This window comes from Pseudomonas sp. GL_093, assembly GCF_057837605.1.
Map to the genome: position 1 here is coordinate 6,729,009 of NZ_CM174448.1, position 25,997 is coordinate 6,755,005.

Annotated in this window: 28 protein-coding genes and 1 other RNA gene; 13 read left to right on the forward strand and 16 right to left on the reverse strand. The window is 59.4% G+C overall.

Annotation, left to right across the window (positions count from 1 at the left end; all coding sequences use genetic code 11):
* Positions 1-77 precede the first annotated feature (77 nt).
* The gene (locus AC3IUE_RS31090; RefSeq protein ID WP_489264596.1) at positions 78-1,217 is read left to right on the forward strand and encodes a DegT/DnrJ/EryC1/StrS family aminotransferase; all 1,140 of its coding nucleotides are present in this window, start codon (positions 78-80) and stop codon (positions 1,215-1,217) included.
* Positions 1,218-1,269: 52 nt separating this feature from the next.
* Here AC3IUE_RS31090 and gcvH read toward each other — a convergent pair whose 3' ends face one another.
* The 8 genes from gcvH to AC3IUE_RS31130 form a co-directional block, all read right to left on the reverse strand.
* Positions 1,270-1,653, reverse strand: a complete 384-nt coding sequence (gene gcvH / locus AC3IUE_RS31095; RefSeq protein WP_033060614.1) for a glycine cleavage system protein GcvH — start codon at positions 1,651-1,653, stop codon at positions 1,270-1,272.
* Positions 1,654-1,703: 50 nt separating this feature from the next.
* Complete coding sequence (gcvT, locus tag AC3IUE_RS31100) at positions 1,704-2,786, reverse strand: glycine cleavage system aminomethyltransferase GcvT (RefSeq protein WP_056738801.1); 1,083 nt, start codon at positions 2,784-2,786, stop codon at positions 1,704-1,706.
* A gap of 156 nt (positions 2,787-2,942) precedes the next feature.
* Positions 2,943-4,559 (reverse strand): ABC transporter permease, encoded by a 1,617-nt coding sequence (locus AC3IUE_RS31105; RefSeq protein WP_489264597.1) that lies wholly within the window; start codon positions 4,557-4,559, stop codon positions 2,943-2,945.
* Between the two features lie 163 nt (positions 4,560-4,722).
* Positions 4,723-5,727, reverse strand: coding sequence for an extracellular solute-binding protein (locus tag AC3IUE_RS31110; protein WP_489264598.1), 1,005 nt, complete (start codon positions 5,725-5,727; stop codon positions 4,723-4,725).
* 231 nt (positions 5,728-5,958) lie between these two features.
* Positions 5,959-7,176 (reverse strand): 2-octaprenyl-3-methyl-6-methoxy-1,4-benzoquinol hydroxylase, encoded by a 1,218-nt coding sequence (locus AC3IUE_RS31115; protein ID WP_489268997.1) that lies wholly within the window; start codon positions 7,174-7,176, stop codon positions 5,959-5,961.
* A gap of 66 nt (positions 7,177-7,242) precedes the next feature.
* Positions 7,243-8,430, reverse strand: a complete 1,188-nt coding sequence (gene ubiH / locus AC3IUE_RS31120) for a 2-octaprenyl-6-methoxyphenyl hydroxylase (RefSeq protein WP_489264599.1) — start codon at positions 8,428-8,430, stop codon at positions 7,243-7,245.
* Positions 8,427-9,761, reverse strand: coding sequence for a Xaa-Pro aminopeptidase (pepP, locus tag AC3IUE_RS31125; RefSeq protein ID WP_046045126.1), 1,335 nt, complete (start codon positions 9,759-9,761; stop codon positions 8,427-8,429). The genes ubiH and pepP overlap by 4 nt, the downstream gene beginning before the upstream one ends.
* A 27-nt stretch (positions 9,762-9,788) precedes the next feature.
* Positions 9,789-10,349, reverse strand: coding sequence for a YecA/YgfB family protein (locus tag AC3IUE_RS31130; RefSeq protein ID WP_056738790.1), 561 nt, complete (start codon positions 10,347-10,349; stop codon positions 9,789-9,791).
* Positions 10,350-10,490: 141 nt separating this feature from the next.
* On the opposite strand from AC3IUE_RS31130, the gene AC3IUE_RS31135 reads away from it, so the two are divergent.
* The 4 genes from AC3IUE_RS31135 to AC3IUE_RS31150 all read left to right on the forward strand — a co-directional run bounded on the left by AC3IUE_RS31135 (position 10,491) and on the right by AC3IUE_RS31150 (position 11,915).
* Complete coding sequence (locus AC3IUE_RS31135) at positions 10,491-10,700, forward strand: TIGR02449 family protein (protein ID WP_007942437.1); 210 nt, start codon at positions 10,491-10,493, stop codon at positions 10,698-10,700.
* On the forward strand, positions 10,697-11,014 hold the full coding sequence (locus AC3IUE_RS31140) for a cell division protein ZapA (RefSeq protein ID WP_007942435.1): 318 nt from the start codon (positions 10,697-10,699) through the stop codon (positions 11,012-11,014). Before AC3IUE_RS31135 ends, AC3IUE_RS31140 begins: the two co-directional genes overlap by 4 nt.
* Positions 11,015-11,044: 30 nt before the next feature.
* Positions 11,045-11,223, forward strand: a non-coding RNA gene (gene ssrS / locus AC3IUE_RS31145) — 6S RNA.
* Positions 11,224-11,309: 86 nt separating this feature from the next.
* Positions 11,310-11,915: a 5-formyltetrahydrofolate cyclo-ligase gene (locus tag AC3IUE_RS31150; protein WP_046045124.1), complete on the forward strand. Its 606-nt coding sequence runs from the start codon at positions 11,310-11,312 to the stop codon at positions 11,913-11,915.
* A 34-nt stretch (positions 11,916-11,949) separates the two neighbouring features.
* On the opposite strand, the gene AC3IUE_RS31155 is transcribed toward AC3IUE_RS31150, so the two are convergent.
* Positions 11,950-12,102: a hypothetical protein gene (locus AC3IUE_RS31155; RefSeq protein WP_008024268.1), complete on the reverse strand. Its 153-nt coding sequence runs from the start codon at positions 12,100-12,102 to the stop codon at positions 11,950-11,952.
* Between the two features lie 201 nt (positions 12,103-12,303).
* On the opposite strand from AC3IUE_RS31155, the gene AC3IUE_RS31160 reads away from it, so the two are divergent.
* Positions 12,304-12,756, forward strand: a complete 453-nt coding sequence (locus AC3IUE_RS31160) for an EVE domain-containing protein (RefSeq protein ID WP_489264600.1) — start codon at positions 12,304-12,306, stop codon at positions 12,754-12,756.
* 125 nt (positions 12,757-12,881) lie between these two features.
* Here AC3IUE_RS31160 and AC3IUE_RS31165 read toward each other — a convergent pair whose 3' ends face one another.
* On the reverse strand, positions 12,882-13,289 hold the full coding sequence (locus tag AC3IUE_RS31165) for a flagellar basal body-associated protein FliL (protein WP_033053388.1): 408 nt from the start codon (positions 13,287-13,289) through the stop codon (positions 12,882-12,884).
* 150 nt (positions 13,290-13,439) lie between these two features.
* Here AC3IUE_RS31165 and AC3IUE_RS31170 point away from each other — a divergent pair, with 150 nt between their 5' ends.
* Both AC3IUE_RS31170 and glpT read left to right on the forward strand, forming a co-directional pair.
* Complete coding sequence (locus AC3IUE_RS31170) at positions 13,440-14,417, forward strand: NADPH:quinone oxidoreductase family protein (protein ID WP_007899393.1); 978 nt, start codon at positions 13,440-13,442, stop codon at positions 14,415-14,417.
* A 220-nt stretch (positions 14,418-14,637) separates the two neighbouring features.
* Entirely contained in the window at positions 14,638-15,987 is a 1,350-nt protein-coding gene (gene glpT / locus AC3IUE_RS31175; RefSeq protein ID WP_056738787.1) for a glycerol-3-phosphate transporter, read from the forward strand.
* Here glpT and AC3IUE_RS31180 read toward each other — a convergent pair.
* Complete coding sequence (locus tag AC3IUE_RS31180) at positions 15,963-16,631, reverse strand: gamma-glutamylcyclotransferase (protein ID WP_046045120.1); 669 nt, start codon at positions 16,629-16,631, stop codon at positions 15,963-15,965. The genes glpT and AC3IUE_RS31180 overlap by 25 nt on opposite strands.
* Before the next feature lie 351 nt (positions 16,632-16,982).
* On the opposite strand from AC3IUE_RS31180, the gene AC3IUE_RS31185 reads away from it, so the two are divergent.
* Complete coding sequence (locus AC3IUE_RS31185) at positions 16,983-17,459, forward strand: sn-glycerol-3-phosphate transporter (protein WP_462000175.1); 477 nt, start codon at positions 16,983-16,985, stop codon at positions 17,457-17,459.
* A gap of 14 nt (positions 17,460-17,473) precedes the next feature.
* Here the strand turns inward: AC3IUE_RS31185 and AC3IUE_RS31190 are convergent, their stop codons facing one another.
* The 5 genes from AC3IUE_RS31190 to AC3IUE_RS31210 all read right to left on the reverse strand — a co-directional run bounded on the left by AC3IUE_RS31190 (position 17,474) and on the right by AC3IUE_RS31210 (position 22,713).
* Positions 17,474-18,442 (reverse strand): CDP-6-deoxy-delta-3,4-glucoseen reductase, encoded by a 969-nt coding sequence (locus AC3IUE_RS31190; RefSeq protein ID WP_489264601.1) that lies wholly within the window; start codon positions 18,440-18,442, stop codon positions 17,474-17,476.
* Positions 18,442-19,908 carry a 4-hydroxy-3-polyprenylbenzoate decarboxylase gene (ubiD, locus tag AC3IUE_RS31195; protein ID WP_056738783.1) on the reverse strand — a complete coding sequence of 489 codons (1,467 nt, stop codon included), beginning with the start codon at positions 19,906-19,908 and terminating at the stop codon, positions 18,442-18,444. The genes AC3IUE_RS31190 and ubiD overlap by 1 nt, the downstream gene beginning before the upstream one ends.
* 139 nt (positions 19,909-20,047) lie before the next feature.
* Positions 20,048-21,307, reverse strand: a complete 1,260-nt coding sequence (gene rho / locus AC3IUE_RS31200) for a transcription termination factor Rho (RefSeq protein WP_007942421.1) — start codon at positions 21,305-21,307, stop codon at positions 20,048-20,050.
* 248 nt (positions 21,308-21,555) lie between these two features.
* Positions 21,556-21,885 carry a thioredoxin TrxA gene (gene trxA, locus AC3IUE_RS31205; protein ID WP_008150340.1) on the reverse strand — a complete coding sequence of 110 codons (330 nt, stop codon included), beginning with the start codon at positions 21,883-21,885 and terminating at the stop codon, positions 21,556-21,558.
* Positions 21,886-22,005: 120 nt separating this feature from the next.
* Entirely contained in the window at positions 22,006-22,713 is a 708-nt protein-coding gene (locus tag AC3IUE_RS31210; RefSeq protein ID WP_056738781.1) for a FadR/GntR family transcriptional regulator, read from the reverse strand.
* 256 nt (positions 22,714-22,969) lie between these two features.
* Between AC3IUE_RS31210 and AC3IUE_RS31215 the strand changes: the two genes are divergently transcribed.
* From AC3IUE_RS31215 to AC3IUE_RS31230, 4 genes are read left to right on the forward strand one after another with little or no spacing between them, the layout of a single operon-like run.
* Positions 22,970-23,755, forward strand: coding sequence for a transporter substrate-binding domain-containing protein (locus tag AC3IUE_RS31215; protein WP_489264602.1), 786 nt, complete (start codon positions 22,970-22,972; stop codon positions 23,753-23,755).
* 21 nt (positions 23,756-23,776) lie between these two features.
* On the forward strand, positions 23,777-24,445 hold the full coding sequence (locus tag AC3IUE_RS31220; RefSeq protein WP_046045116.1) for an amino acid ABC transporter permease: 669 nt from the start codon (positions 23,777-23,779) through the stop codon (positions 24,443-24,445).
* Positions 24,442-25,092: an amino acid ABC transporter permease gene (locus AC3IUE_RS31225; RefSeq protein ID WP_033060645.1), complete on the forward strand. Its 651-nt coding sequence runs from the start codon at positions 24,442-24,444 to the stop codon at positions 25,090-25,092. Before AC3IUE_RS31220 ends, AC3IUE_RS31225 begins: the two co-directional genes overlap by 4 nt.
* On the forward strand, positions 25,079-25,816 hold the full coding sequence (locus AC3IUE_RS31230; protein WP_489264603.1) for an amino acid ABC transporter ATP-binding protein: 738 nt from the start codon (positions 25,079-25,081) through the stop codon (positions 25,814-25,816). Before AC3IUE_RS31225 ends, AC3IUE_RS31230 begins: the two co-directional genes overlap by 14 nt.
* Positions 25,817-25,997: the final 181 nt, after the last annotated feature.

Sequence of the window (25,997 nt, forward strand, 5' to 3'; positions counted from 1 at the left end):
TGGCGTGGCGCCGTCGACCAATCCGGATCATCATGCTCGGCGCACGCCTAATATCCGCCGATCGGATTTCTGAACTCATGAATCAACTGCCTTTCCTGCCTTTCTCCAAACCCACCATCGACGAAGCGACGATTGCCGCTGTTGGCGACGTATTGCGCTCGGGCTGGATTACCAGCGGCCCCAAGGTCCAGGCCTTTGAACAACAACTCTCGGAGTTTTTTGGCGGGCGCCCGGTGCTCACTTTCAATTCCGGCACCTGCACCATGGAAATCGCCTTACGCCTTGCCGGGGTCGGACCGGGCGATGAAGTGATCACCACGCCGATTTCCTGGGTGGCCACCGCCAACGTTATTCTGGAAGTCGGCGCCACGCCGGTGTTTGCCGACATTGACCCGATCACCCGCAACATCGACCTGGATCAGCTGGAAGCGGCAATCACCCCGCGCACCAAAGCGATCATTCCGGTGTACCTCGCCGGTTTGCCAGTGGACATGAGCCGGTTGTATGCGATCGCCAAAAAACACGGATTACGGATTGTCGAAGACGCCGCGCAAGCCTTGGGTTCGAGCTGGAACGGCCAGCGCATTGGCTCGACCGGCGATTTCGTGTCCTTCAGTTTCCAGGCGAACAAAAACGTCACCTCGTCAGAGGGCGGTTGCCTGGTATTGAACAATGCCGAGGAAGTTCGACTGGCGCAAAAGTACCGTTTACAGGGCGTCACCCGCAGCGGCTTCGATGGACTGGACGTTGATGTGCTGGGCGGAAAGTTCAACATGACCGACGTTGCAGCGGCCATTGGTCTGGGGCAATTTGCTCACATCGAATCAATCACTGCTCATCGCCGTGAACTGGCCAAGCATTATTTCGCTTGTTTTGGCGAGGATTTCGAAGCGTTGTATGGGGCTCAACTGCCCCCGGCGGATTTCGAGAACAGCAATTGGCATTTGTTTCAGCTGGTGCTGCCTGAGCGCAGGGATGGCCAACCGGCACGGGCTACCTTCATGGAGCAGATGCAGGCATTGGGCGTCGGTATCGGCTATCACTATCCGCCGATTCACCTGCTGAGCCTTTACCGCGAGCGCGGGTTCAAGGAAGGGATGTTTCCGGTGGCCGAACGGGTCGGTCGCCTGATTGTTTCGCTGCCGATGTTTACCACCATGACTAAAGCGGATGTCGAGCGTTCGGTGGCAGCGGTGAAGTCCGTACTAAATCCATAGAACCTGTGGGAGCGAGCAGGCTCGCTCCCACATGGATTTCGCAAGACGAAGATTATTCGCCGATGGCGGCCTTGTAGCCTGCCGCGTCGAGCAGCTTGTCCAGATCGCCAGCGTTGCTTGGCTTGAGCTTGAAGATCCAGGCACCGTACGGGTCGGAGTTGAGCAACTCAGGGTTAGCGCTCAGTTCTTCGTTGATGGCAATCACTTCACCGGCAACCGGGGAGTAGATGTCCGAAGCGGCTTTAACCGACTCCACCACACCGGATTGATCACCGGCAGCGAAGACTGTTCCGACTTCAGTCAGCTCAACGAACACCACGTCGCCCAAGGCTTCCTGAGCGTGATCGCTGATGCCCACAGTGACGGTGCCATCGGCTTCGAGACGGGCCCACTCGTGACTTTCGGCAAAACGCAGGTCGGCAGGAATATCGCTCATGTTCTGTGTCCTCAAGAGAATTGTCAGCGGTCGTTGCCCGCCAGAAAAGGTTAGATCAAGGTTTTGCCATGGCGTACGAAGGTCGGTTTGACCACTCGGACCGGGTACCACTTGCCACGGATTTCCACTTCTGCGCGGTCGGCTGTTGCCATCGGCACGCGCGCCAGTGCTATCGACTTGCTAAGCGTAGGAGAGAAACTACCACTGGTGATCTCCCCTTCGCCAACATTGGCGATGCGGACCACTTGATGAGCGCGCAAAACCCCACGCTCCTCAAGGACCAGACCGACCAGTTTGTGCTGCACGCCAGCCGCCCGCTCGGCTTCAAGAGCGCTGCGACCGATGAACTGGCGAGTGGCCGGTTCCCACGCAATGCTCCAGGCCATGTTGGAGGCCAGTGGTGAAACGTCTTGGTGAATGTCCTGGCCGTAAAGGTTCATGCCGGCTTCGACCCGCAGAGTATCGCGCGCACCGAGGCCGATCGGCGAGATGCCCGCGCCCACCAGATCGTTGAAGAATCCTGGCGCTTGATTGGCCGGCAGAACGATTTCCAGGCCATCTTCGCCGGTGTAACCCGTGCGCGCGATGAACCAGTCACCATCGGCCTGGCCTTCGAAGGGCTTGAGCATCTGAATCAGGTTGCCGCGGGACTGGGTCACCAGTTCGGAGATTTTGTGCCGGGCCTGGGGGCCTTGAATAGCCAGCATCGCCAGCTCGGAGCGCTCGTTGAGCCGCACCTTGAAACCATCGAGGTGAGCCTGCATCCAGGCGAGGTCCTGATTACGGGTGGAGGCATTGACCACCAGCCGATAACCTTCGTCGAGACGGTAGACGATCATGTCGTCGACGATGCCGCCGCGCTCGTTGAGCATGGTGCTGTACAAGGCACGGCCAGGGCTGTGCAGACGTTCGACGTCATTGGCCAGCAAATGCTGGAGCCAGGCCTTGGCCTGAGGGCCGCTGACATCGATCACGGTCATGTGGGATACATCGAAAACCCCGCAATCGCGACGCACCTGATGGTGTTCCTCGACCTGCGAGCCGTAATGCAAAGGCATATCCCAACCGCCAAAATCGACCATCTTCGCGCCGAGGGCGAGATGAAGGTCATACAGAGGCGTGCGCTGTCCCATGGGTTTCTCCTTCCGGGCGTGGCGAAGGTGCGGGCCGGTGCTGCACGGGGTGAAAGCCTTGAAACAAAAGGCTTTCAGCCGATTTCAGCTACCTGGTCTGTAGGACGGACCGCACCGAATGCGGCGCATTGTAGCCTCAAGGTGTAGGACTGGCACCTAGGCGTTTCGATGCGCTGAACGTCGAATCAATCCGATGACCGGTAGCAGGCCGACCAAAACCAGGGTCAGGGCCGGCAACGAGGCCCTCGCCCACTCGCCTTCGCTGGTCATTTCGAAGATGCGCACCGCCAGCGTATCCCAGCCAAACGGGCGCATTAGAAGGGTCGCGGGCATTTCCTTGAGCACATCGACGAACACCAGCAACGCAGCGCTCAACGTTCCTGGCAGTAATAACGGCAGATACACTTTGAAAAACAGTCGTGGCCCACTGACGCCAAGGCTACGTGCCGCTTCGGGCAAAGATGGCCGTATTCGCGCCAGACTACTTTCCAGCGGCCCATAAGCCACCGCGATGAAACGCACCAGATAGGCCAGCAACAACGCCGACAGGCTGCCCAGCAACAATGGCTTGCCGGCGCCGCCCAGCCAACCCGATAACGGGATCACCAGTTCGCGATCCAGGTAACTGAACGCCAGCATGATCGACACCGCCAGCACCGAACCCGGCAAGGCGTAGCCGAGGTTGGCCAGGCTGATGCCGGAGCGGATCGCTCGGGTCGGGGCCAGACGTCGGGCAAACACCAGCACTAAAGCAATACTGACAGTGATCAGCGCCGCAATGCCGCCCAGGTACAACGTATGAACGATCAGCCCTGCGTAACGCTCATCCAGGTCGAAGCGCCCGCGCTGCCAGAACCACACCGCCAGTTGAAGCACTGGAATGACGAAAGCGCAGGCGAACACCAGACCGCACCAACTCATGGCCGCCAACGCCTTGAAACCGCGCAGGTGATACAGCGCCTTGACCCGAGGTCGTTCGTTACTCGCCCGGTTGGCCCCGCGAGCACGACGCTCGCCGTACAGCACGACCATCACCACCAGCAGCAACAGGCTGGCCAGTTGCGCGGCGGTGGAGAGGCTAAAAAATCCGTACCAGGTTTTGTAGATGGCGGTCGTGAACGTGTCGAAATTGAACACCGACACCGCACCGAAATCCGCCAGGGTTTCCATCAGCGCCAGCGCCACGCCAGCGCCGATGGCCGGGCGCGCCATGGGCAGCGCAACTCGCCAGAACGCTTGCCACGGGGATTGCCCCAGGACGCGCGCCGCTTCCATCAGGCCTTTGCCCTGCGCCAGGAACGCGGTTCGCGCCAACAGGTAAACGTAGGGGTAAAAGACCAGCACCAGGACCAGAATCACGCCGCCGGTGGAGCGCACGCGCGGCAACCTCAAACCCGTGCCGAACCATTCGCGCAACAGGGTTTGCACGGGGCCGGCGAAATCCAACAGGCCGACGAAGACGAATGCCAGTACATAAGCCGGAATCGCAAAAGGCAGCATCAGCGCCCAGTCCAGCCAACGCCGACCAGGGAATTCGCAGAGGCTGGTGAGCCAGGCGAGGCTCACACCCAAGAGCGTCACGCCGATACCGACGCCGAGCACCAGGGTCAGGGTGTTGCCCAACAGGCGCGGCATCTGGGTATCCCAGAGGTGGGACCAGATTTGATGATCGATGGTTTGCCATGACAACAGCAAAACGCTCAGTGGCAGCAGGACCAGCGCAGCGATGGCGAAGACCAGGGGGTACCAGCGGCGTTGGGCGGGGTGGGCCAAGGAAAAGTCTCAGGGGTGTGGATCAATAGAAATGATTGTGCCCACGCTCTGCGTGGGCACACATCTTGTGACGCTCTGCGTCACGCTTCGACCCGGAGCGTCGGGGGATGCATTCCCACGCAGACGGTTCGACGCCTCGACGTGGGAACGATCAGCGGTGGAGTCAGTTCCAACCCGCCCGATCCATCATCCGAATCGCTTCAGCCTGACGCTTACCGGCAATTTCCACAGGCAAGGTATCGGCGACAAACTTGCCCCAGCTCGCCACTTCTGCAGAAGGCTGAACGGCAGGGTTGGCCGGGAATTCCTGGTTCACGTCAGCAAAGATCTTCTGTGCTTCAGGCGTGGTCATCCATTCCACCAAAGCCTTGGCCGCTTCCGGGTGCGGAGCATGTTTGGTCAGGCCGATGCCCGACAGGTTCACGTGCACGCCACGGTCGCCCTGGTTCGGCCAGAACAGCTTCACCGCCAGATCAGGCTTCTGCTTGTGCAGACGACCGTAGTAATACGTGTTGACGATGCCGACGTCGCATTGACCCGCGTTAATGGCTTCCAGCACCGCGATGTCATCCGAGAACACGTCGGTGGACAGGTTACTCACCCAGCCCTTGAGAATCTTCTCGGTTTTGTCGGCGCCATGGACTTCGATCATGGTGGCGGTCAGGGACTGGTTGTAGACCTTTTTCGCTGTGCGCAGGCACAGGCGGCCTTCCCAGTTTTTGTCGGCCAGACCTTCGTAGGTGGTCAACTCACCGGGTTTCACCCGATCGGTGGAGTAAGCGATGGTCCGCGCCCGCAGGCTCAGGCCAGTCCAGGCATGGGTGGATGAGCGGTATTGCAGCGGGATGTTGGCGTCGATCAGCTTGGAAGTGAACGGTTGCAGGATGCCCATTTGCTCGGCCTGCCAGAGGTTGCCGGCGTCGACAGTCAGCAGAAGGTCAGCGGTGGCATTCTCGCCCTCGGCCTTGATCCGCTGCATCAGCGGCGCTTCCTTGTCGGTGATGAATTTCACCTGCACGCCGGTTTTCGCGGTGTAGGCATCGAAGACCGGCTTGATCAGCTCGTCGATACGCGAGGAGTAAACCACCACCTCGTCAGCGGCCTGGGCTGCGGTGCTGCCAATCAGGGTCAGGGCGAGTGCGGTCAGTAGACGCTTCGGTACCAGCATGGGAGCGATCTCTCGATTGAAAAATTGAAGCCAAATGATATGGACTCACATTTAGCTTCTCAATCGAACAGTTTGCGGAGGAGTTACCAGATGTTGCACCGCTGGAAATTTGCGGTGAATGTACCGGCCTCATCGCGAGCAAGCTCGCTCCCACAGGGGATCGTCAGTGTTCACAAAACCAATGTGGGAGCGAGCTTGCTCGCGATGGGGCCATCAGCCACGCAGAAAACTTCAGGCCTTAGCGAGTGCCGGCAAATCCCCGATCAATCCCAGCGCTTCACGCACGAATAGCGCCTTGGCCTCGGGCATCTGGTCGACCATCTTCAACCCGGCATTGCGCAACCAGCGCACCGGCAATGGATCAGCCTGGAACAGACGCTCGAAACCCTCCATCGCCGCCATCAACGCCAGGTTGTGAGGCATGCGCCGACGTTCGTAACGGCTGAGCACTTTCACATCCGCCAAGCGCTCGCCACGCGCGGCCGCTTGCAACAGCACTTCCGCCAGCACGGCGGCATCGAGAAAACCAAGGTTCACGCCCTGCCCGGCCAGTGGGTGAATGGTGTGCGCCGCATCGCCGATCAACGCCAAACCTTCAGCCACATAACGCTTGGCATGACGCTGCCGCAGCGGTACGCACAGACGCGGGTCGGCGCGGTGCACTGTGCCGAGTCGACCTTCGAAGGCCCGCTCCAGCTCTTTACAGAAACCTTCGTCGTCCAGCGCCATCAGGCGTTCGGCTTCGCTCGGCGTGGTCGACCAGACGATCGAACACCAATCCTGCTGACCGTCACGCTCCAGCGGCAGAAACGCCAATGGACCGTTATCGGTGAAGCGCTGCCACGCGGTCAGTTGATGAGGTTTGGCGCTGCGCACGCTGGTGACAATCGCGTGGTGCATGTAGTCCCACTCGCGCGTGGCCATGCCGGTCAGACGCCGAACAGCGGAATTAGCGCCATCCGCTGCGATCACCAAAGGTGCACGCAAGGTGCGGCCATCGGCCAGGGTCAGCAGCCAGTCGTCGCCGGAGCGACGCATCTGTTCCAGACGCGCATTGGCCAGCATTCCGAGGTCGCAGTCGTGCAAACGGTCGAGCAAGGCGTCTTGAACCACGCGGTTCTCGACGATATGCCCCAGCACGTCGGCATGCACACTGGCCGCCGAGAAATGAATCTGCCCGGTGCCGCTGCCGTCCCAAACGTGCATGTCGGTGTAAGGGCTGCTGCGCCGATTGGCGATGCCGTCCCAGACGCCCAGACGTTCAAGAATCCGCTGGCTGGCAGTCGATAAGGCGCTCACTCGCGGTTCGAACGAAGCCTGGGCATCGAAGGGTTTGACGCTCAGGGGGCTGCCGTCCAGCAGCAGGACTTCCAGCCCGCTGTCTTGCAACGCCAGCGCCAGGGCGCTGCCGACCATTCCGGCCCCGACAATCAGCAGATCTGCGCGCATTTCCATGCTTTAAGCCTGTCTCGCTTGCGGCTTGAGCCGCCTATAAAGGAATTTTCCGACCGCCACTCAAGCATCGGGACGCGTACCCAAACCCATGGCCTGTCGCGCGAACCAGCGTTTGGCCGGTGGCAACAGGTCCAGCCCGAGCAGACCGATGTTGCGGCCCAGGGAAACCAACGGCTGAGTGCTGCCGAACAAACGGGTGACCTGATCGGAGAAGCCCACGGTCAGGTTCTGATCCAGACGCTGACGCTCGCGGTAAGCCTGCAAGGTCGCAAAGTCTCCGGGAGATGTTTCGCTGGTCAACAACGCATCGGCCAACGCTTGAGCATCACGCAAGGACAAGTTGAAACCTTGCCCTGCAATCGGGTGCAGGCTGTGGGCAGCATTGCCGAGAATCGCCAGATGCGGACGCACCTGCTCTTCGGCCTCGATCAATGTCAGCGGGTACAAATGCCGCGCGCCAACCTGCTTCAAAGTGCCGAGGCGATAACCGAACACGCCTTGCAACTCGCTGAGGAAGCTCTTTTCATCGAGGGCCGCCAGCCGTTGCGCGTCCATTCCCAATCGGGTCCAGACCAGTGCGCAGCGGTTTTCCGGCAACGGCAACAAGGCCATCGGCCCGTCATCGGTGAAACGCTCGAAGGCCATGCCGTTGTGCGCTTCACTCGGTGTGATGTTGGCAATCAACGCGCTCTGGTTGTACGGGCGCTTTTTGATGCCGATCCCCAGTTGCTCGCGCAGACCGGAACGGCCGCCATCGGCGAGTACCGCAAGATCGCATTCCAGAGTGGTTTCGTCGTTGAGGGTCAGGCGATAGCCATCGACCAGCGGCTCCATGCGCGTGACTTCCGCCGGGCAACGCCAGCTGATCACGTCCTTGTCCAGCCCCTGCCAAAGGCATTGGCCGAGCCAGGCGTTTTCCACCACATAGCCCAGCGCCGGAACGCCCTCTTCCATTGCCGACAATCGCGCGGTGGAGAAGCGTCCACGGTCGGACACATGAATTTGCTTGATCGGCTCGGCGCGGCGGGAGATTTCCTGCCACACGCCCAACCGTTGATAAATCTGCTTGGCGCCGTAGGACAACGCCGAAGAACGGGCGTCGTAGCTCGGTTGATAAGTATCGCCGGGAGCGAACGGTTCGATCAGCACGATCTTCCAGCCACGAGCCTTGGCTCCGGCCTGCAGTGCCAACGCCAGGCTGGCGCCGACCAAGCCACCACCGATGATTGCCAGATTGACTCGACTCATGCCGCTTGTGTCCGCGCGGCGGCCATCAAGGCCTCGATCTCGGCGACCGTTTTCGGTACGCCTTTGGTCAGGATTTCACAGCCGGTTTTGGTGACCACTACGTCGTCCTCGATGCGCACGCCAATGCCGCGCCATTTCTTCGCCACGTTCTGGTTGCCCGGGGCAATGTAGATACCCGGTTCCACGGTCAGCGCCATGCCGACTTCCAGCACGCGCCATTCGCCGCCGACCTTGTATTCGCCGACATCATGCACATCCATACCCAGCCAGTGGCCGGCGCGGTGCATGTAAAACGCTTTATAGGCTTCGCTGGCGATCAACTCGTCGACGTCGCCCTGCAACAGGCCCAACTTCACCAACCCGGTGGTAATCACCCGGACCGTGGCTTCGTGGGCCTGATTCCAGTGTTTGTCCGGGGCGATTTCCGCAAACGCAGCTTCTTGCGACGCCAGTACCAACTCGTAGATCGCCTTCTGTTCCGCTGAATACTTACCGTTGACCGGCCAGGTGCGGGTGATGTCGCTGGCGTAGCAGTCGATCTCGCAACCAGCATCGATCAGCACCAGGTCGCCGTCCTTGAGCACCGCGTCATTCTGCTGGTAATGCAGGATGCAGCTGTTGCGCCCAGCGGCGACGATCGAACCGTACGCGGGCATTTTCGCCCCGCCCTTGCGGAACTCGTAGTCGAGCTCGGCTTCGAGGCTGAACTCATGCAACCCGGCCCGGCAGGCCTGCATCGCGCGAATGTGCGCCTGGGCGGAAATCCGTGCGGCTTCGCGCATCACTTTCACTTCTGCCGCCGATTTATACAGGCGCATGTCGTGAAGCAGATGATCCAGGGCAACGAATTCGTTCGGCGGCTGGGCGCCGAGGTGCGCTTTAGAGCGGATCACGTTAATCCAGTCCATCAGGTGCCGGTCGAATTCCGGGTTGCTGCCCATGGCCGAATACACCCGGTCGCGACCTTCGATCAGGCCCGGCAAAATGTCGTCGATGTCGGTGATGGGGAAGGCGTCGTCGGCGCCAAAGTCGCGAATCGCGCCTTCCTGCCCGGCGCGCAGGCCGTCCCACAACTCCCGTTCGGCATTGCGTTCACGGCAGAACAGTATGTATTCGCCATGTAAACGCCCGGGCATCAAAACGATGACCGCCTGAGGCTCGGGAAAACCGCTGAGGTACTGGAAGTCGCTGTCTTGACGGTAGACATGCTCGACGTCGCGGTTGCGGATCGCAACGGCGGCGGCGGGCAGGATGGCGATGCTGTTGGGTTCCATCTGCGCCATCAAGGCCTTGCGGCGACGGCTGTATTCCGATTTCGGGATATGAATCATGGGCAGATGGCTTTCCCTGGCACGCGATTAATGCAACGACGGTTTGGCGGCAGCCGGCGCGTCCGGCTTTTTGTTTTCGGTGAACAGCAGCAGCGGCGCGACGCGCAGGTACTCCATCACTTCCATGTAATCGCTTTCGCCGTCGTCGGACTCTTCCAGGGCGTCTTGCACTTGTGAAATAGCCGCCAGGTCCTGGAGTACTTCAGTGGCCTCGGTGCTCAGCATGCTGCTGTCACGGCAGTTCAGGCCGAAACCGCTGAGGAAGCCCTGGCACCATTGGCCCAGTGCGGCGGCGCGGTCGGCCAGTGGCTCGTCATCGGTCGGCAGCAGCAGAACGACGGTCACGTCGTCGCCGGTGAGCTCGCCCTTGACCATCTCCTGCAAGCCGATCAAGGCGTTGCGGACATTATCTTGCGGCTCGCTTTCGAGCAGCTCGGCGGCATCGATCAACCATTCTTCTGCATTGAAGCCGGCACCGGCGCAACTGCGGCCGAGCAGCAGGCCATGCAGTTCGGCAGGCGAGACATTATGACCGCTGGAAGTCAGCAGTTTGGCGAAGGCTTGGTACGGGGAATTCTGAATGGGCATGGGCAGCTAGGCGCCAGACGGCGCTATGTCTAGAATGAAGGCCTTGTATCCTACATCGACAGACTCGCCAAGACTATTAAAGGCTGTCCGCCAGCCAGGGTGCAGACCCTGCCACTCATCAGACACAATTCAGTGGAAACAATGGAAGACACCGACCTGCAAGCGCTGATGGCCAGACTTGAGCTGCTAATTAGCCGCGTCGAGCAACTAAAGAGTCAAAACGGACTCCTATTAGCTCAGGAAAAGACCTGGCGCGAGGAACGCGCTCACCTCATTGAAAAGAACGAAATCGCCCGGCGTAAGGTCGAATCAATGATTTCGCGCCTCAAGGCCCTGGAGCAAGACTCATGAGTTCAAGCAATAGCGTTACCGTGCAGATCCTCGATAAAGAATATTCGATCATCTGCCCCCAGGAAGAGCGCAGCAATCTGGTGAGCGCCGCCCGTTACCTGGACGGCAAAATGCGCGAAATCCGCAGCAGCGGCAAAGTCATCGGCGCCGATCGCATCGCCGTGATGGCCGCCCTGAACATCACTCACGATCTTCTGCACAAGGAAGAACGCCCGGATGTACAGGCCAGCGGCTCGACCCGCGAGCAGGTTCGCGACCTGCTGGATCGTGTCGATCTGGTGCTCGCAACCGATCCGGACGTCACCAAGGGCTGAAACGCGAAACCGCTTGGGGTATACTCGCATCACTCCCTGGGGTGCTTGCCAGTTGGCGATGTCCCTGAGCCGATTTGCTATACCCTGGAGGTTGCACGTTGGGCTGGTGTGCATGTCCGCTAGACGGAAAGCCTTAAAGCCTACTGCATCTTCCACCTTGAACTTTCGGGTTCAAGGGCTAAGTCGACAGCGGTACATCCGGGGAGCCTGATTCCAGTCCGATGCCGGTTTAAATACCGGCATCGGCTTTTTTACGGGTACGCTTTATGTACTCGCACTGCCGAAGCCCGAATCCATGACCGAACCTGCGCTGCTGCCCCGCCCGCAACTTCGACGCATGCTGCGCAAGGCCCGCCGCGCACTGACTCCCAGTCAGCAACGCCAGGCCGCTCGCGGGCTGTACAAGCAATTGGCCCAGCAACCGCTGTTTCGCCGCGCAAAACATATCTCTCTGTATCTGCCTACCGACGGTGAAATCGATCCGCGGGTTTTGCTGCGTGCCGCTCAACGTCGGGGCAAGGCGACTTATCTGCCGGTGCTCAGCGCCTGGCCACGAACCAAAATGGTGTTCCAGCGAATTCGCCCCGGCGAAAAACTCAAACCCAACCGCTTTCGTATTCTCGAACCCCGGCACAACCTCGCCCGACAACGCAAAGTCTGGGCGCTCGATCTCGTCCTGTTGCCATTGGTGGGATTTGACGATGTCGGTGGACGCCTGGGCATGGGCGGTGGTTTCTATGATCGAAGCCTGGCGTACCTGGCGCGACGTAAAAACTGGCGCAAGCCGACGCTATTGGGGCTGGCCCATGAATGTCAGAAGGTCGAACGATTGGCTCAAGCGAGCTGGGATGTGCCGTTACAGGGAACGGTGACAGACAAGGCGTGGTATTTCGCCGGCTAGACGCCACTGGAATCAGCGGCGTCCGAAGACAGGTTCAGCGTTTGAAAGCCGACGGCTGTTGTTGCTGCGCGATTTCGATCGGAGCGTCGGTCTTGTTGCTCCACAGGCTTTGGGCATAGCCGGTGGTCACGACGCCGAGGCCGAACAAAATAACCAAAATCCATAGTAAATCCGGTTTGCGTTTCATCGATTGCCCCCCAAAGGCACATCAACACGATGACAGCAGCGGTTTCCGTTGTAGGTGTAGGCCGTGCAGCAGCGTCAAGCTTAGAAGGCCGGCATTTTGCGGCAACGTGAACCGACACGCAAACGCTGGCGTCAACCGACCGTCGGTTTGTCATAAAATTCCCCGACAACTTGCCCACTCACCTCGCAAGGAGCAAAAACCATGGCTTATTGGCTGATGAAATCCGAGCCCGACGAGCTCTCGATCAAGGGCCTGGAGGCGCTTGGCAAGGCGCGCTGGGACGGGGTTCGCAACTACCAGGCGCGTAATTTTCTGCGGGCCATGGCCGTGGGCGACGAGTTTTTCTTCTATCACTCCAGCTGCCCCGAACCGGGGATCGCCGGTATCGGAAAGATCGTCGAAGCCGCGTATCCGGACCCGACGGCGCTGGAGCCGGAGAGTCATTACTACGATCCGAAAGCCACGGCAGAGAAAAACGCCTGGAGCGCGATCGATGTCGCGCACGTCGAGACGTTTCCCAACGTGCTTAAGCTGGATTACCTGAAACAGCAGACCGCGCTGGCCGAGATGCCGCTGGTGCAGAAAGGCTCGCGATTGTCGGTGATGCCGGTGACGGCCGAGCAGTGGGCGGCGGTGATTGCATTAAGGCCTTGATTGATTTGTTGCCTGAAAGAATGCCATCGCGAGCAAGCTCGCTCCCACAGGGGATCTTCAGTGAATGCAGATCAATTGTGGGAGCGAGCTTGCTCGTGATGAGGCCGGTCAGGACAACAAAAGTCTTATTGGATAATGAGGTTGTTGAACAACAGATCCTCAACCACCGGGCTACCGGTTTCGTCGCTCATGATTTGCTGGGTCTGCTTCAGGGCTTCCTGACGCAGCTTTTCCTTGGCCTCGACGTTGTTCATCGCTTCAGTGGTCTGCTGGGCAAACAGCGCCACCAGTTGATTACGAATCAACGGCTCATTGGCTTTCACCAGTTTGGTCGCCTCATCACCGGTCACTCGCAATGCCACATCGGCCTTGTAGACCTTGAGCTTCGGCGTCCCGTCCAACCCGTAGTTGCCCACGAACGGCGGGCTCAGGGTGATGTAATTGACCTTCGGAGCTGCACCTTCTTTGGCTTCTTCGGCCATCGCTGCCACAGGCAGAGACAGGGCCAGCAACAACATGATCCACGCTTTCACAATTCGCTCCTTATCCGGTTTGCGGCCTAGCATAACGACCCGCCGCTCAAGCACAAGCTTATGGCTGACTATCAGGGCCGGGCATGCTCGTTGACCCATCGACTCACACACCTACACTTATCGGCCATCACTCCCAAAGGAATAGCCCTGATGAAAGCCGTGCTGTGCAAAGCCTTCGGCCCTGCCGAATCGCTGGTGCTGGAAGACGTCGCCAGTCCTGTCGCGAAGAAGAATGAAATCCTGCTGGACGTGCACGCCGCCGGGGTGAATTTCCCGGACACGCTGATCATCGAGGGCAAATATCAGTTCAAACCGCCCTTCCCGTTTTCCCCGGGCGGCGAAGCGGCTGGCGTGGTCAGCGCGGTGGGCGAAAAGGTCAGCCACCTCAAGGTCGGCGACCGGGTCATGGCGCTGACCGGTTGGGGCAGTTTCGCCGAACAAGTCGCGGTGCCGGGCTACAACGTGCTGCCCATCCCGCCATCGATGGACTTCAACACCGCCGCCGCGTTCAGCATGACCTACGGCACTTCGATGCACGCGCTCAAGCAACGGGGCAATCTGCAACCGGGTGAAACCTTGCTGGTACTCGGCGCTTCCGGCGGTGTCGGTCTGGCCGCCGTGGAAATCGGCAAAGCCATGGGCGCCCGCGTGATCGCCGCCGCCAGCAGCGCCGAAAAACTCGCCGTGGCCAAGGCTGCCGGCGCCGATGAGCTGATCAACTACAGCGAAACCAGTCTCAAGGACGAAATCAAGCGCCTGACCGATGGTCAGGGCGCCGACGTGATCTACGATCCGGTGGGCGGCGATCTGTTCGATCAGGCCATCCGCGCCATTGCCTGGAACGGACGCCTGCTGGTGGTGGGTTTTGCCAGCGGTCGCATTCCGGAATTGCCAGTGAACCTGGCGCTGCTGAAAGGCGCAGCCGTGGTCGGCGTGTTCTGGGGCTCGTTTGCCCAGCGCCAGCCTCAAGACAACGCGGCAAACTTCCAGCAATTGTTTGGCTGGTTTGCCGAGGGCAAGTTGAAGCCGTTGGTGTCGCAAGTGTATCCACTGAGCAATGCGGCGCAGGCAATCAATGATCTTGGCCAGCGCAAAGCGGTTGGGAAAGTGGTGGTTCAAGTTCGCTGATTGTTTACCTGAACTGCTTGACCCAAACCGGGACGCAGCCCTGCGACCCGGTTCCGCCATTCCCACAACGCCCTACATTTACACCTGAGCGACATGTTCATAAAAGAACATGCAATCTCCAGCATTTCCGCTATTTGGCCGATGCGAACCGGTGCTATTTTCGGTAACGAAACTGTAACATTCGCATCCGCAGTCAAAACAAGAAATCTGGAGCTCTTGAATGTTTGCTTTCTTTCGTCCTGCCGCACATCAGGCTCCATTGCCTGACGAAAAAATTGATGACACGTACAAACGCCTTCGCTGGCAGATCTTCGCCGGGATATTCATTGGGTATGCGGGTTACTACCTGCTGCGCAAGAACTTCACCCTGGCGTTCCCGGACCTGATTGCCCAAGGCTACACAAAGGGTCAACTGGGCGTGGCCATGTCGGCGATTGCAATCGCCTACGGTCTGTCCAAGTTTTTGATGGGCATCGTGTCCGACCGCTCCAACCCGCGTTACTTCCTGCCCTTTGGCCTGGTAGTTTCCGCCGGGGTCATGTTCGTGTTCGGTTTCGCACCTTGGGCAACGTCCAGCGTGACCATGATGTTCATCCTGTTGTTCATCAACGGCTGGGCGCAAGGCATGGGCTGGCCGCCGAGCGGACGGACCATGGTGCATTGGTGGTCGCAGAAAGAACGCGGCCAGGTGGTGTCGGTGTGGAACACCGCACACAACGTGGGCGGCGGTTTGATCGGCCCTCTGGCGATTCTCGGCATGGGCTGGTTCAACGACTGGCACAGCAAGTTCTACGTACCCGCGGCCGTGGCGCTTCTGGTCGCCGTGTTTGCCTTCATTGTGATGCGTGATACACCGCAATCGACCGGCCTACCGCCGATCGAGAAATACAAAAACGATTACCCGGACGGTTACGACGCCAGCCACGAAGAGGAATTCAGCGCCAAGGACATCTTCGTCAAATACGTGCTGCGCAACAAAATGCTCTGGTTCATCGCCCTGGCCAACGTCTTCGTCTACCTGCTGCGCTACGGCATCCTCGACTGGGCGCCGACCTACCTCAAAGAGGTCAAGCACTTCGATTTCGACAAGACGTCGTGGGCTTACTTCCTGTACGAGTGGGCCGGTATTCCGGGCACGTTGTTGTGCGGCTGGATGTCGGACAAAATCTTCCGTGGCAACCGTGGCCTGACCGGCATGGTGTTCATGGCGTTGGTGACCGTTGCGACGATCGTGTACTGGCTGAATCCGCCGGGCAACCCGATGATCGACATGATTTCGCTGTTCGCCATCGGCTTCCTGATCTACGGCCCGGTGATGCTGGTCGGCTTGCAGGCGCTGGAGTTGGTACCGAAGAAAGCCGCCGGTACTGCCGCAGGCTTTACCGGTCTGTTCGGCTATCTGGGTGGTTCCGTCGCGGCCAGTGCTTTGATGGGTTACACCGTGGACTATTTCGGCTGGGATGGCGGTTTCATTCTGTTGGTCGTTGCCTGCCTGCTGGCGATGGCGTTCCTCGCGCCCACGCTGGGCCACAAAAACGTCGCCAGTCAGAGCCGCGAAGCAATCGCCTGATCGGCCTTTGATTTGCAGCGCTTGAGCCGCGCCTCCAGATTCCGGTCTGGCATGGCGTGGCTACGCAGGGCGTGGGCGGTCTGCTCGACATAATCGCGAGTAGTGCCGTAACGCCCGCAAGCGTTTTCGAACACGTGGCTCAGCACGTGATCCGGCAAGTTGCCCGCATAGCTGGGCAGATGCCGCTCCAATACAAACCCCAACGCCTGAACCTGACTTCCGTCTTCAAGACGGCAGTTGAGCCAGTGTGGACGATAGGACGGGAATGGCATTTCGCGCTGCCAAAGTGCGTAAAGGGAGGCTTCAAGTTGTTCTTCAGGCAAGCGATAGGCGAAGCCGCTGCAAGAACCACCGCGATCCAGGCCGAATACCAGCCCAGGCACTTCGGGTGTGCCGCGATGTTCGTGGGACCACAAATACAAACCGCGATGGTAGCCATGCACACGACCACGCACTCGCTCCACCGCTGCACATTCAGGACGCCAGATCAGCGAACCGTAAGCGAACAGCCACACCGGCCCGCCCTTGTGGCGCGCCATCGTCGACTGCATTGAGCTGAGCAATTGTTCGTGCGTGAGCTGCGGCCCCAGATCGAGCTGCGGAGGGTAAGCCAGATTCAAAAAAGCAGATTCAATGGCGCTCATGGCGATGGAATTTCGGCCCTGCAATCATTACAAAATATAAGCAACATTCACGTCATAGAACATATAGCAGTAATACTAAAACGAAAAGTGCTAAGAGACGGTCGACCTGCCGGCGCAGCCATAAGCAATCAAATGCCGAAGCTGTAGGCCTGCCCATATACCCTAATATCATTTAGAAAAATTCTTAAATACCAGAACGAAATAAACATAAGCATTAGCGCGTCCAGGATAAAGCCCAAGCAGGAGAAACTTCCTACACATCCTTCAGTTTTCCCGCCTGTCCGTTGCAGTATGTATCGCGTATAACGGCCACCCACAGGCGCAAGCCAAACTGCCTTACAGGCCTGAGCAATGAAAAAACCATGGATTTACGGATTACTGCTGGTGCTTATGGCGCAGCAGTCGCGGGCAGAAGATACCTCCGAGAAAGACACGGGCTCCTGGTATTTGCAGACCAGCGTCTATACCAAACACTACTCCTACGACTCCGACCACAATAACAATCAGGACCTCATCGGCCTTGAGCGTGAGCAAGCGTCCGGCTGGTTGTTTGGTGGCGCAACTTTTCGCAACTCGTTCAGCCAGCGTTCATTTTATGCGTACGCGGGCAAACGCTACGAGAGCACCGACTATCCCGTGTACTTCAAACTGAGCGGTGGTTTGCTACAAGGTTACAGCGGCAAGTCTAAGGACAAGATCCCCCTGAATCACTTCGGCGTCGCGCCGGTGATCATTCCTTCAGTCGGTGCACACTACGGACCGTTGGCAGCCGAGCTGGTGTTGCTCGGCTTCAATGCCGTCATGGTGACGACCGGGGTGCGCTTCTAGAACGGTTCGCCCACCTACGATCGCGGCGCGTACGCAAACACATCTGCGCGCATTTGATGAGCGTCCATCCCCGCTTCGACCAAAGCATCCAGCGTGCCGTAGACCATGGCCGGAGAGCCGCTGGCGTAGACATGCAAGGGTTTCAGATCTGGGAAGTCCTCACACACCGCCTCATGCAGCATCCCGCAGCGCCCCTGCCAGCCGCATTGATCGCTGACGACTTTATGCAGGAATAGATTGGGCAGTTTCAGCCATTCATCCCAATGTTCGATGGCATAAAAATCTTCAGGACGACGCACACCCCAATACAGATGCACCGGATGTTTGAAGCCCTTGGCGCGGCAATGTTCGATCAGGCTATGGATCTGGCCCATGCCGGTGCCTGCGGCAATCAGCACCAGAGGACCGTCCGGCAGTTCCGCCAGATGGGTGTCGCCGAATGGCATTTCGATCCGCACCATCGGGTTGCGTTGCAACTGGTCGATCAGGCTCAGCGCACTGCTTTCGCGCGCCAGCACATGGATTTCCAGATCACGCCCGCCATGCGGTGCCGAGGCCAGGGAGAACGCGGATTTCTCACCGTTCTCGCGCTCGATCATCAAGTACTGCCCGGCGTGATAACGCGGTGGCTTGCCCGCCGGCGCTCGCAGACGCACACGCCAGGTATCGCCGCCGACGTCCCTGCATTCAATGACCTGACACGACAAGCTGCGCACCGGCAATTCTCCCAGCGCGAGCACGCCATCCCACAGCACGATGCAGTCTTCCAGCGGCTCTGCAATGCAAGTGTAGAACTCGCCATGGTCGCGCACACCGCCTTCCTGTTCGACCCGCCCTTCCACCAGCAATGCGGCGCACACATGGCAATTGCCGTTTCGACAGCTTTGCGGGCATTCATAGCCCAGACGCCGCGCGCCATCGAGAATCCGCTCGCCGGGCAGAATCTTTAGCACTGCTCCGGAGGGCTGCAAGGTTACACGCATCAATCTATTCCTAACTGATTCCAGATGGCATCGATCCGCTGGGTAACGGCTTCGTCCTTGACGATCACCCGGCCCCACTCGCGAGTGGTTTCGCCCGGCCATTTATGCGTGGCATCGAGCCCCATCTTCGAACCCAGGCCGGAAACCGGCGAGGCGAAGTCCAGGTAATCGATCGGCGTGTTGTCGATCATCACCGTGTCGCGCTTGGGGTCCATGCGCGTGGTGATGGCCCAGATCACGTCGTTCCAGTCGCGTGCGTTGATGTCGTCATCAGTGACGATAACGAACTTGGTGTACATGAACTGTCGCAAAAACGACCAGACACCCAGCATTACCCGCTTGGCATGGCCGGGATACGACTTCTTCATGGTCACGATGGCCATGCGGTACGAGCAGCCTTCGGGCGGCAGGTAGAAGTCGGTGATCTCCGGGAACTGCTTCTGCAGGATCGGCACGAACACTTCGTTCAGCGCCACGCCAAGAATCGCCGGCTCATCCGGCGGACGGCCGGTGTAGGTGCTGTGGTAGATCGGTTTGATGCGGTGGGTGATGCGCTCGACGGTGAACACCGGGAAGCTGTCGACTTCGTTGTAGTAGCCGGTGTGGTCGCCGTACGGGCCTTCATCGGCCATTTCGCCCGGATGGATCACGCCTTCCAGGATGATCTCGGCGGTCGCCGGGACCTGCAAGTCGTTGCCGCGGCACTTCACCAGCTCGGTGCGGTTGCCGCGCAGCAGGCCAGCGAAAGCATATTCGGAAAGGCTGTCCGGCACAGGCGTTACAGCGCCAAGAATGGTCGCCGGGTCAGCACCCAGCGCCACGGACACCGGGAACGGCTGGCCAGGATGCTTCTCGCACCACTCGCGGTAATCCAGCGCGCCGCCACGGTGACTCAGCCAGCGCATGATGACCTTGTTGCGGCCAATCACTTGCTGACGGTAGATACCGAGGTTCTGGCGGTCCTTGTTCGGACCTTTGGTGACGGTCAGGCCCCAGGTGATCAGCGGGCCGACGTCGCCCGGCCAGCAGGTCTGCACCGGCAGCATCGCGAGGTCGACGTCGTCGCCTTCGATGACCACTTCCTGGCACACCGCGTCTTTGACGACTTTCGGTGCCATGGCGATGATCTTGCGGAAGATCGGCAGCTTGGACCAGGCATCTTTCAGGCCTTTCGGCGGCTCGGGTTCCTTGAGGAACGCCAGCAGCTTGCCGATCTCGCGCAATTCGCTGACCGCTTCTGCGCCCATGCCCAGCGCCACGCGCTCAGGGGTGCCGAACAGGTTGCCGAGCACCGGGATGTCATAACCCGTGGGCTTTTCGAAAAGCAGGGCCGGACCTTTGGCACGCAGGGTGCGGTCGCAGACCTCGGTCATTTCGAGCACTGGGGACACCGGAACCTGGATGCGCTTGAGTTCGCCGCGCTTTTCCAGACCGCTGATAAAGTCGCGCAAGTCGCGATACTGCATGCGTGAGCCTCGTGTTGGCCGTGCCGTTCGGGGGTGGCAGTTTAGCGCCGAACCCCTCTATTCAGAACCACGAACTGCCGGTTGATCAAAAATCAGATAGCAAAAAGCCGGGTTTCCCCGGCTTTTTGGCCCGTTCGACTTACTTGCGTTTCATCGACAGGAAGAACTCATCGTTGGTCTTGGTCGTTTTCAACTTGTCGACCAGGAACTCGATGGCAGCGATTTCGTCCATCGGGTGCAGCAGCTTGCGAAGGATCCACATGCGTTGCAGCTCGTCGTCGGCTGTCAACAACTCTTCGCGGCGGGTGCCGGAACGGTTGATGTTGATGGCCGGGAAGACGCGTTTTTCAGCGATACGACGATCCAGCGGCAGTTCCATGTTGCCCGTGCCTTTGAATTCCTCGTAGATCACTTCGTCCATCTTCGAGCCGGTTTCAACCAGCGCGGTGGCGATGATGGTCAGCGAACCGCCTTCTTCGATGTTCCGCGCGGCGCCGAAGAAACGTTTCGGTTTCTCCAGGGCGTGGGCATCGACACCACCGGTGAGTACTTTGCCGGAGCTCGGGATCACGGTGTTGTAGGCGCGAGCCAGACGGGTGATGGAGTCGAGCAGGATCACCACGTCCTTCTTGTGTTCGACCAGGCGCTTGGCCTTCTCGATCACCATTTCGGCAACCTGCACGTGGCGGGTTGGCGGCTCATCGAACGTCGAGGCAACCACTTCGCCGCGCACGGTGCGCTGCATTTCGGTTACTTCTTCCGGACGTTCGTCGATCAGCAATACGATCAGGTGAACTTCAGGATTGTTACGCGCGATGTTGGCTGCAATGTTCTGCAGCATGATCGTTTTACCGGCTTTCGGCGGTGCAACGATCAGACCGCGCTGGCCTTTGCCGATCGGGGCGCACAGGTCGATGACACGACCGGTCAAGTCTTCGGTGGAACCGTTGCCGGCTTCCATCTTCATGCGCACGGTCGGGAACAGCGGGGTCAGGTTCTCGAAGAGAATCTTGTTTTTCGCGTTCTCGGGACGATCGTAGTTGATCGTGTCGACCTTGAGCAGCGCGAAATAACGCTCGCCTTCCTTTGGAGGACGGATCTTGCCAACGATAGTGTCACCGGTGCGCAAGTTGAAGCGACGGATCTGACTCGGCGAGACGTAGATATCGTCTGGGCCGGCGAGATAGGAAGCGTCAGCGGAGCGAAGGAAGCCGAAGCCGTCCTGGAGAATCTCCAGCACGCCATCACCGGAGATTTCCTCGCCGCTTTTAGCGTGCTTTTTGAGCAGGGAGAAAATCACGTCCTGCTTGCGCGAACGGGCCATATTTTCTATGCCCATCTGTTCGGCCAATTCGAGCAGTTCGGTAATCGGCTTTTGCTTGAGTTCAGTCAGATTCATATAGGAATGACGTAATCATTTATGGAGGGGGGGAAATTAAGCTTTTGGCTTAATGAGGCCGCGCCGCAGAGAAGGCGACAGGATCGCGTACTTATTCGAAAAGGAGTGCGTCGGCGACGGCTAGCAGGGGGCAGTGGAGAAACCAGTGCGGGGCCGAATGTACCACCTGAGTTTCGGAGCGTCTAGCCCTCAATAACGAAAAGGCCCCGCAATGTGCGGGGCCTTTTTGATGACACTTTAAACGACGCTTAGATGTTGGCGTCGAGGAAAGCAGCCAGTTGCGACTTCGACAGTGCGCCGACCTTGGTCGCTTCAACGTTGCCGTTCTTGAACAGCATCAGAGTCGGGATACCACGCACGCCGTGCTTGGCCGGGGTTTCCTGGTTTTCGTCGATGTTCAGTTTGGCAACGGTCAGCTTGCCTTTGTAGGTTTCAGCAATTTCGTCCAGAACAGGAGCGATCATTTTGCAAGGGCCGCACCATTCAGCCCAGTAGTCGACCAGTACAGCGCCTTCGGCCTTGAGGACGTCGACGTCGAAGCTAGCGTCGGTGACGTGTTTAATAAGATCGCTGCTCATGGAAGTCTCCAGGTTGTAAGCAAAAAAACGTGGCCCATCATAGCTGCCCTTCCCTCGTTCAGGAAGGTGCAGATGATTGAGTCTCGCTATGGTGCCGCATGAGTTTGGGTATAGCCCAAGTCACGAGGTGGCGGGAGCGACGAAGGCAATTCCGGTGCGCAGTGCTGCATTGCGTACATGCTCCTGCATGGCTTTCTGTGCCGCGCCGGACGCCCGCCGGGCCAGTGCACGGAGGATTTTGCGGTGTTCCTGCCAGGTTTCCATGGCCCGCTCCGCCCGGATGAACGGTAGTTTCTGGCTCTCTAGAAAAATGTCGGCGCTGGCCGTCAGGATGCTCAGCATCGCCTGATTGCCGCTCGCCAGCAGGATGCGCCGGTGAAACTCGAAATCCAGTCGCGCCGCGGCCTCGAAGTCGCCGGCCTTCAATTCGATGCGCATGGCGGCGACGTTATCTTCCAGTGCATCGAGCTCGTGAGTACTCAGGGTCACCGCCGCCAAACCGGCGGCAAAGCCTTCCAGGGCATAGCGCAACTGGAAGATGTCCAGCGGCGAGGCCTGGGCCGCGAACGGCCAACTCAGCCCCGCATCACCTCGCGGCAAATCAACCGGTGACTGCACGAACACGCCTTTGCCCGGCTGGATGCTGATCACCCCCAACGCACTCAATGACGACAACGCTTCGCGCAGCGACGCCCGACTGACCCCCAATTGCACCGCCAGGTCCCGTTGCGAGGGCAAGGCATCCCCAGGCCCGAAGCCCTGTTCGGTGATCAGTTTACGGATGGCTTGCAGCGCCACTTCAGGTACGGCGCGGGAGATCGAGTTCATGGTTTTCCAGACGAACCAGGCCAATGAGCGGTTAGTTGTAAAGCTATTCGCAACGCCCGGCAAGTCGTGCCCCATGGGGGTTCGGAGATTTTCATGGATGCGCTATCGGGGTGCGAAACGCCGATCAACTGTTCAGACCAGTAAGACCGAGCAACACCAGCAAAACCGTGGCCTTACACCCCAAAAACCCGATATTGGCACGGCCCATGCTCTGTCGATCCGCAGAATTCACTTCTCGCCGATTCGGAGATTTGCCATGACCCAGCGTTACAGCGCCCTCCTCGCCGCCCTGTTTGCCAGCCTGATGCTGAGCCAGGCGCCCGCCCACGCCGACGGTCTGGAGGATGTGGTCAAGCGCGGCATCCTCAAGGTTGCCGTGCCTCAGGACTTCCCGCCCTTCGGCTCGGTCGGCCCGGACATGAAACCGCGCGGCCTCGATATCGACACCGCCAAGCTGCTGGCCGACCAACTCAAGGTCAAACTCGAGCTGACGCCGGTCAACAGCACCAACCGCATTCCGTTCCTGACCACCGGCAAGGTCGATCTGGTGATCTCCAGCCTCGGCAAGAACCCCGAGCGCGAGAAAGTCATCGACTTCTCCCGTGCCTACGCGCCGTTCTACCTCGCCGTATTCGGTCCGCCAGACGCCAGCATCAAAAGCCTGGACGACCTCAAGGGCAAAACCATCAGCGTCACCCGTGGCGCCATCGAAGACATCGAACTGACCAAAGTCGCGCCCGAAGGCGTGACCATCAAGCGCTTCGAAGACAACAACTCGACCATCGCCGCTTACCTCGCCGGGCAAGTCGACCTGATCGCCAGCGGCAACGTGGTGATGGTGACCATCAGCGAGCGCAACCCGAAACGCATTCCGGCGCTGAAAGTGAAGCTCAAGGATTCGCCGGTCTACGTCGGCGTGAACAAAAACGAGCCGGCGTTGCTGGACAAGGTCAACCAGATCCTCGCCACCGCCAGGACTGACGGCGCGCTGGAGAAGAACTCCCGGACCTGGCTCAAAGAGCCGCTGCCGGCCGATCTCTGATCGTCGTTGCGGAGACTGAACATGGCTTATCAGTTCGATTTCATACCGGTGGTGCAAAACACCGACCTGCTGCTGCGCGGTGCGCTGTTCACCCTTGAACTGACGGCCATCGGCGCGGTGCTCGGGGTGGGCTTGGGCATCGTCGGGGCGCTGGTGCGGGCGTGGAACATCCGCCCGTTCGCCGGCATTTTTGGGGTCTATGTCGAGTTGATCCGCAACACGCCGTTTCTGGTGCAGTTGTTTTTCATCTTCTTCGGCCTGCCGTCACTGGGTGTGCAGATTTCGGAATGGCAGGCCGCGGTGCTGGCGATGGTGATCAACCTCGGCGCCTATTCCACCGAGATCATCCGCGCCGGCATTCAAGCAATCCCTCGAGGACAGCTGGAAGCCGCCGCCGCGTTGGCGATGACCCGTTTCGAAGCCTTTCGCCACGTGGTGCTGCTGCCGGCGCTGGGCAAGGTTTGGCCGGCATTGAGCAGCCAGATCATCATCGTGATGTTGGGTTCGGCAGTCTGCTCGCAGATCGCCACCGAAGAGCTGAGCTTCGCCGCCAACTTCATTCAGTCGCGCAACTTCCGCGCCTTTGAAACCTACGCCCTGACCACGCTGGTCTACCTGTGCATGGCGCTAATGATCCGCCAATTGCTGAACTGGATTGGTCGCCGCTACATAGCCCGGAGCAGCCAATGAGCGATTTCACCTTCTGGGACGTCGTACGCAACCTGCTCACCGGCCTGCAATGGACCCTGGCGCTGTCGCTGGTGGCGTTTATCGGTGGTGGACTGATCGGCTTGCTGATCATGGTCATGCGCATCTCGAAAAAATCCCTGCCGCGCAGCTTCGCCCGCACCTACATCGAATTGTTCCAAGGCACGCCGCTGTTGATGCAGCTGTTTCTAGTGTTCTTCGGCGTAGCGTTGGCCGGGGTGGAGATTTCGCCGTGGATGGCCGCGGCGATTGCCCTGACGCTGTTCACCAGCGCTTACCTGGCGGAGATCTGGCGCGGTTGCGTCGAATCGATCCCCAACGGCCAGTGGGAGGCCTCGTCGAGCCTGGCGCTGAACCCGCTGGAGCAACTGCGTTACGTGATCCTGCCGCAAGCCCTGCGGATCGCCGTGGCACCGACCGTGGGTTTCTCGGTGCAAGTGGTCAAAGGCACCGCCGTCACCTCGATCATCGGCTTCACCGAACTGACCAAGACCGGCGGCATGCTCGCCAACGCAACCTTCGAACCGTTCATGGTCTACGGCCTCGTGGCCCTCGGTTACTTCCTGCTCTGCTACCCCTTGTCCCTCAGTGCCCGCTACCTGGAAAGGAGACTGCATGCCTCTGCTTAGAATCTCGGCCCTGCATAAATATTACGGCGACCACCATGTACTCAAAGGCATCGACCTGAGTGTCGAGGAAGGCCAGGTCGTGGCGATCATCGGCCGCAGCGGCTCGGGCAAATCCACCTTGTTGCGCACCCTTAATGGCCTGGAATCGATCAACGACGGCGTGATTGAAGTCGACGGCGAATACCTCGACGCCGCCCGTGCCGATCTGCGCAGCTTGCGACAGAAAGTCGGGATGGTGTTTCAGCAGTTCAACCTGTTCCCGCACCTGACGGTCGGCGAGAACGTGATGCTCGCGCCGCAAGTGGTGCAGAAAGTGCCGAAAGCCAAAGCGGCCGAACTGGCGCGGGAGATGCTGGAACGAGTCGGGTTGGGGGAGAAATTCGATGCCTTCCCGGATCGGTTGTCTGGAGGGCAGCAACAACGGGTGGCGATTGCCCGGGCGCTGGCGATGTCGCCGAAGGTCTTGCTGTGCGATGAGATTACCTCGGCGCTGGACCCGGAACTGGTCAATGAAGTGCTGAGCGTGGTCCGGCAACTGGCCAAGGAAGGGATGACGTTGATTATGGTCACCCATGAAATGCGTTTTGCCCGGGAGGTTGGGGATAAGTTGGTGTTCATGCATCAGGGCAAGGTGCATGAGGTTGGGGATCCGAAGGTGTTGTTCGTGAATCCGCAAACGGCGGAGCTGGCGAATTTTATCGGGACGGTTGAGGTGGCGGGCTGAAGGTTCTTCAGCGCCTGTGAGTCCGTCTTCGCGAGCAGGCTCGCTCCCACAAGGGTTTCGTGGACGACGCAGAACCACTGTGGGAGCGAGCCTGCTCGCGATTGACCGCGCAGCGGTCACCGGCATTACTGCGCAGGATCAAGGCTTTGAACACTGCGCGTTGGCGGCAGCGTTTGATCGT

Coding starts and splice junctions, on each gene's coding strand:
- AC3IUE_RS31090 (WP_489264596.1), top strand. CDS start 78: ATGAATCAACTGCCTTTCCTGCCTTTCTCCAAACCCACCATCGACGAA.
- gcvH (WP_033060614.1), bottom strand. CDS start 1,653: ATGAGCGATATTCCTGCCGACCTGCGTTTTGCCGAAAGTCACGAGTGG.
- gcvT (WP_056738801.1), bottom strand. CDS start 2,786: ATGGGACAGCGCACGCCTCTGTATGACCTTCATCTCGCCCTCGGCGCG.
- AC3IUE_RS31110 (WP_489264598.1), bottom strand. CDS start 5,727: ATGCTGGTACCGAAGCGTCTACTGACCGCACTCGCCCTGACCCTGATT.
- AC3IUE_RS31115 (WP_489268997.1), bottom strand. CDS start 7,176: ATGCGCGCAGATCTGCTGATTGTCGGGGCCGGAATGGTCGGCAGCGCC.
- ubiH (WP_489264599.1), bottom strand. CDS start 8,430: ATGAGTCGAGTCAATCTGGCAATCATCGGTGGTGGCTTGGTCGGCGCC.
- pepP (WP_046045126.1), bottom strand. CDS start 9,761: ATGATTCATATCCCGAAATCGGAATACAGCCGTCGCCGCAAGGCCTTG.
- AC3IUE_RS31130 (WP_056738790.1), bottom strand. CDS start 10,349: ATGCCCATTCAGAATTCCCCGTACCAAGCCTTCGCCAAACTGCTGACT.
- AC3IUE_RS31135 (WP_007942437.1), top strand. CDS start 10,491: ATGGAAGACACCGACCTGCAAGCGCTGATGGCCAGACTTGAGCTGCTA.
- AC3IUE_RS31140 (WP_007942435.1), top strand. CDS start 10,697: ATGAGTTCAAGCAATAGCGTTACCGTGCAGATCCTCGATAAAGAATAT.
- AC3IUE_RS31150 (WP_046045124.1), top strand. CDS start 11,310: ATGACCGAACCTGCGCTGCTGCCCCGCCCGCAACTTCGACGCATGCTG.
- AC3IUE_RS31155 (WP_008024268.1), bottom strand. CDS start 12,102: ATGAAACGCAAACCGGATTTACTATGGATTTTGGTTATTTTGTTCGGC.
- AC3IUE_RS31160 (WP_489264600.1), top strand. CDS start 12,304: ATGGCTTATTGGCTGATGAAATCCGAGCCCGACGAGCTCTCGATCAAG.
- AC3IUE_RS31170 (WP_007899393.1), top strand. CDS start 13,440: ATGAAAGCCGTGCTGTGCAAAGCCTTCGGCCCTGCCGAATCGCTGGTG.
- glpT (WP_056738787.1), top strand. CDS start 14,638: ATGTTTGCTTTCTTTCGTCCTGCCGCACATCAGGCTCCATTGCCTGAC.
- AC3IUE_RS31180 (WP_046045120.1), bottom strand. CDS start 16,631: ATGAGCGCCATTGAATCTGCTTTTTTGAATCTGGCTTACCCTCCGCAG.
- AC3IUE_RS31185 (WP_462000175.1), top strand. CDS start 16,983: ATGAAAAAACCATGGATTTACGGATTACTGCTGGTGCTTATGGCGCAG.
- AC3IUE_RS31190 (WP_489264601.1), bottom strand. CDS start 18,442: ATGCGTGTAACCTTGCAGCCCTCCGGAGCAGTGCTAAAGATTCTGCCC.
- ubiD (WP_056738783.1), bottom strand. CDS start 19,908: ATGCAGTATCGCGACTTGCGCGACTTTATCAGCGGTCTGGAAAAGCGC.
- rho (WP_007942421.1), bottom strand. CDS start 21,307: ATGAATCTGACTGAACTCAAGCAAAAGCCGATTACCGAACTGCTCGAA.
- trxA (WP_008150340.1), bottom strand. CDS start 21,885: ATGAGCAGCGATCTTATTAAACACGTCACCGACGCTAGCTTCGACGTC.
- AC3IUE_RS31210 (WP_056738781.1), bottom strand. CDS start 22,713: ATGAACTCGATCTCCCGCGCCGTACCTGAAGTGGCGCTGCAAGCCATC.
- AC3IUE_RS31215 (WP_489264602.1), top strand. CDS start 22,970: ATGACCCAGCGTTACAGCGCCCTCCTCGCCGCCCTGTTTGCCAGCCTG.
- AC3IUE_RS31220 (WP_046045116.1), top strand. CDS start 23,777: ATGGCTTATCAGTTCGATTTCATACCGGTGGTGCAAAACACCGACCTG.
- AC3IUE_RS31225 (WP_033060645.1), top strand. CDS start 24,442: ATGAGCGATTTCACCTTCTGGGACGTCGTACGCAACCTGCTCACCGGC.
- AC3IUE_RS31230 (WP_489264603.1), top strand. CDS start 25,079: ATGCCTCTGCTTAGAATCTCGGCCCTGCATAAATATTACGGCGACCAC.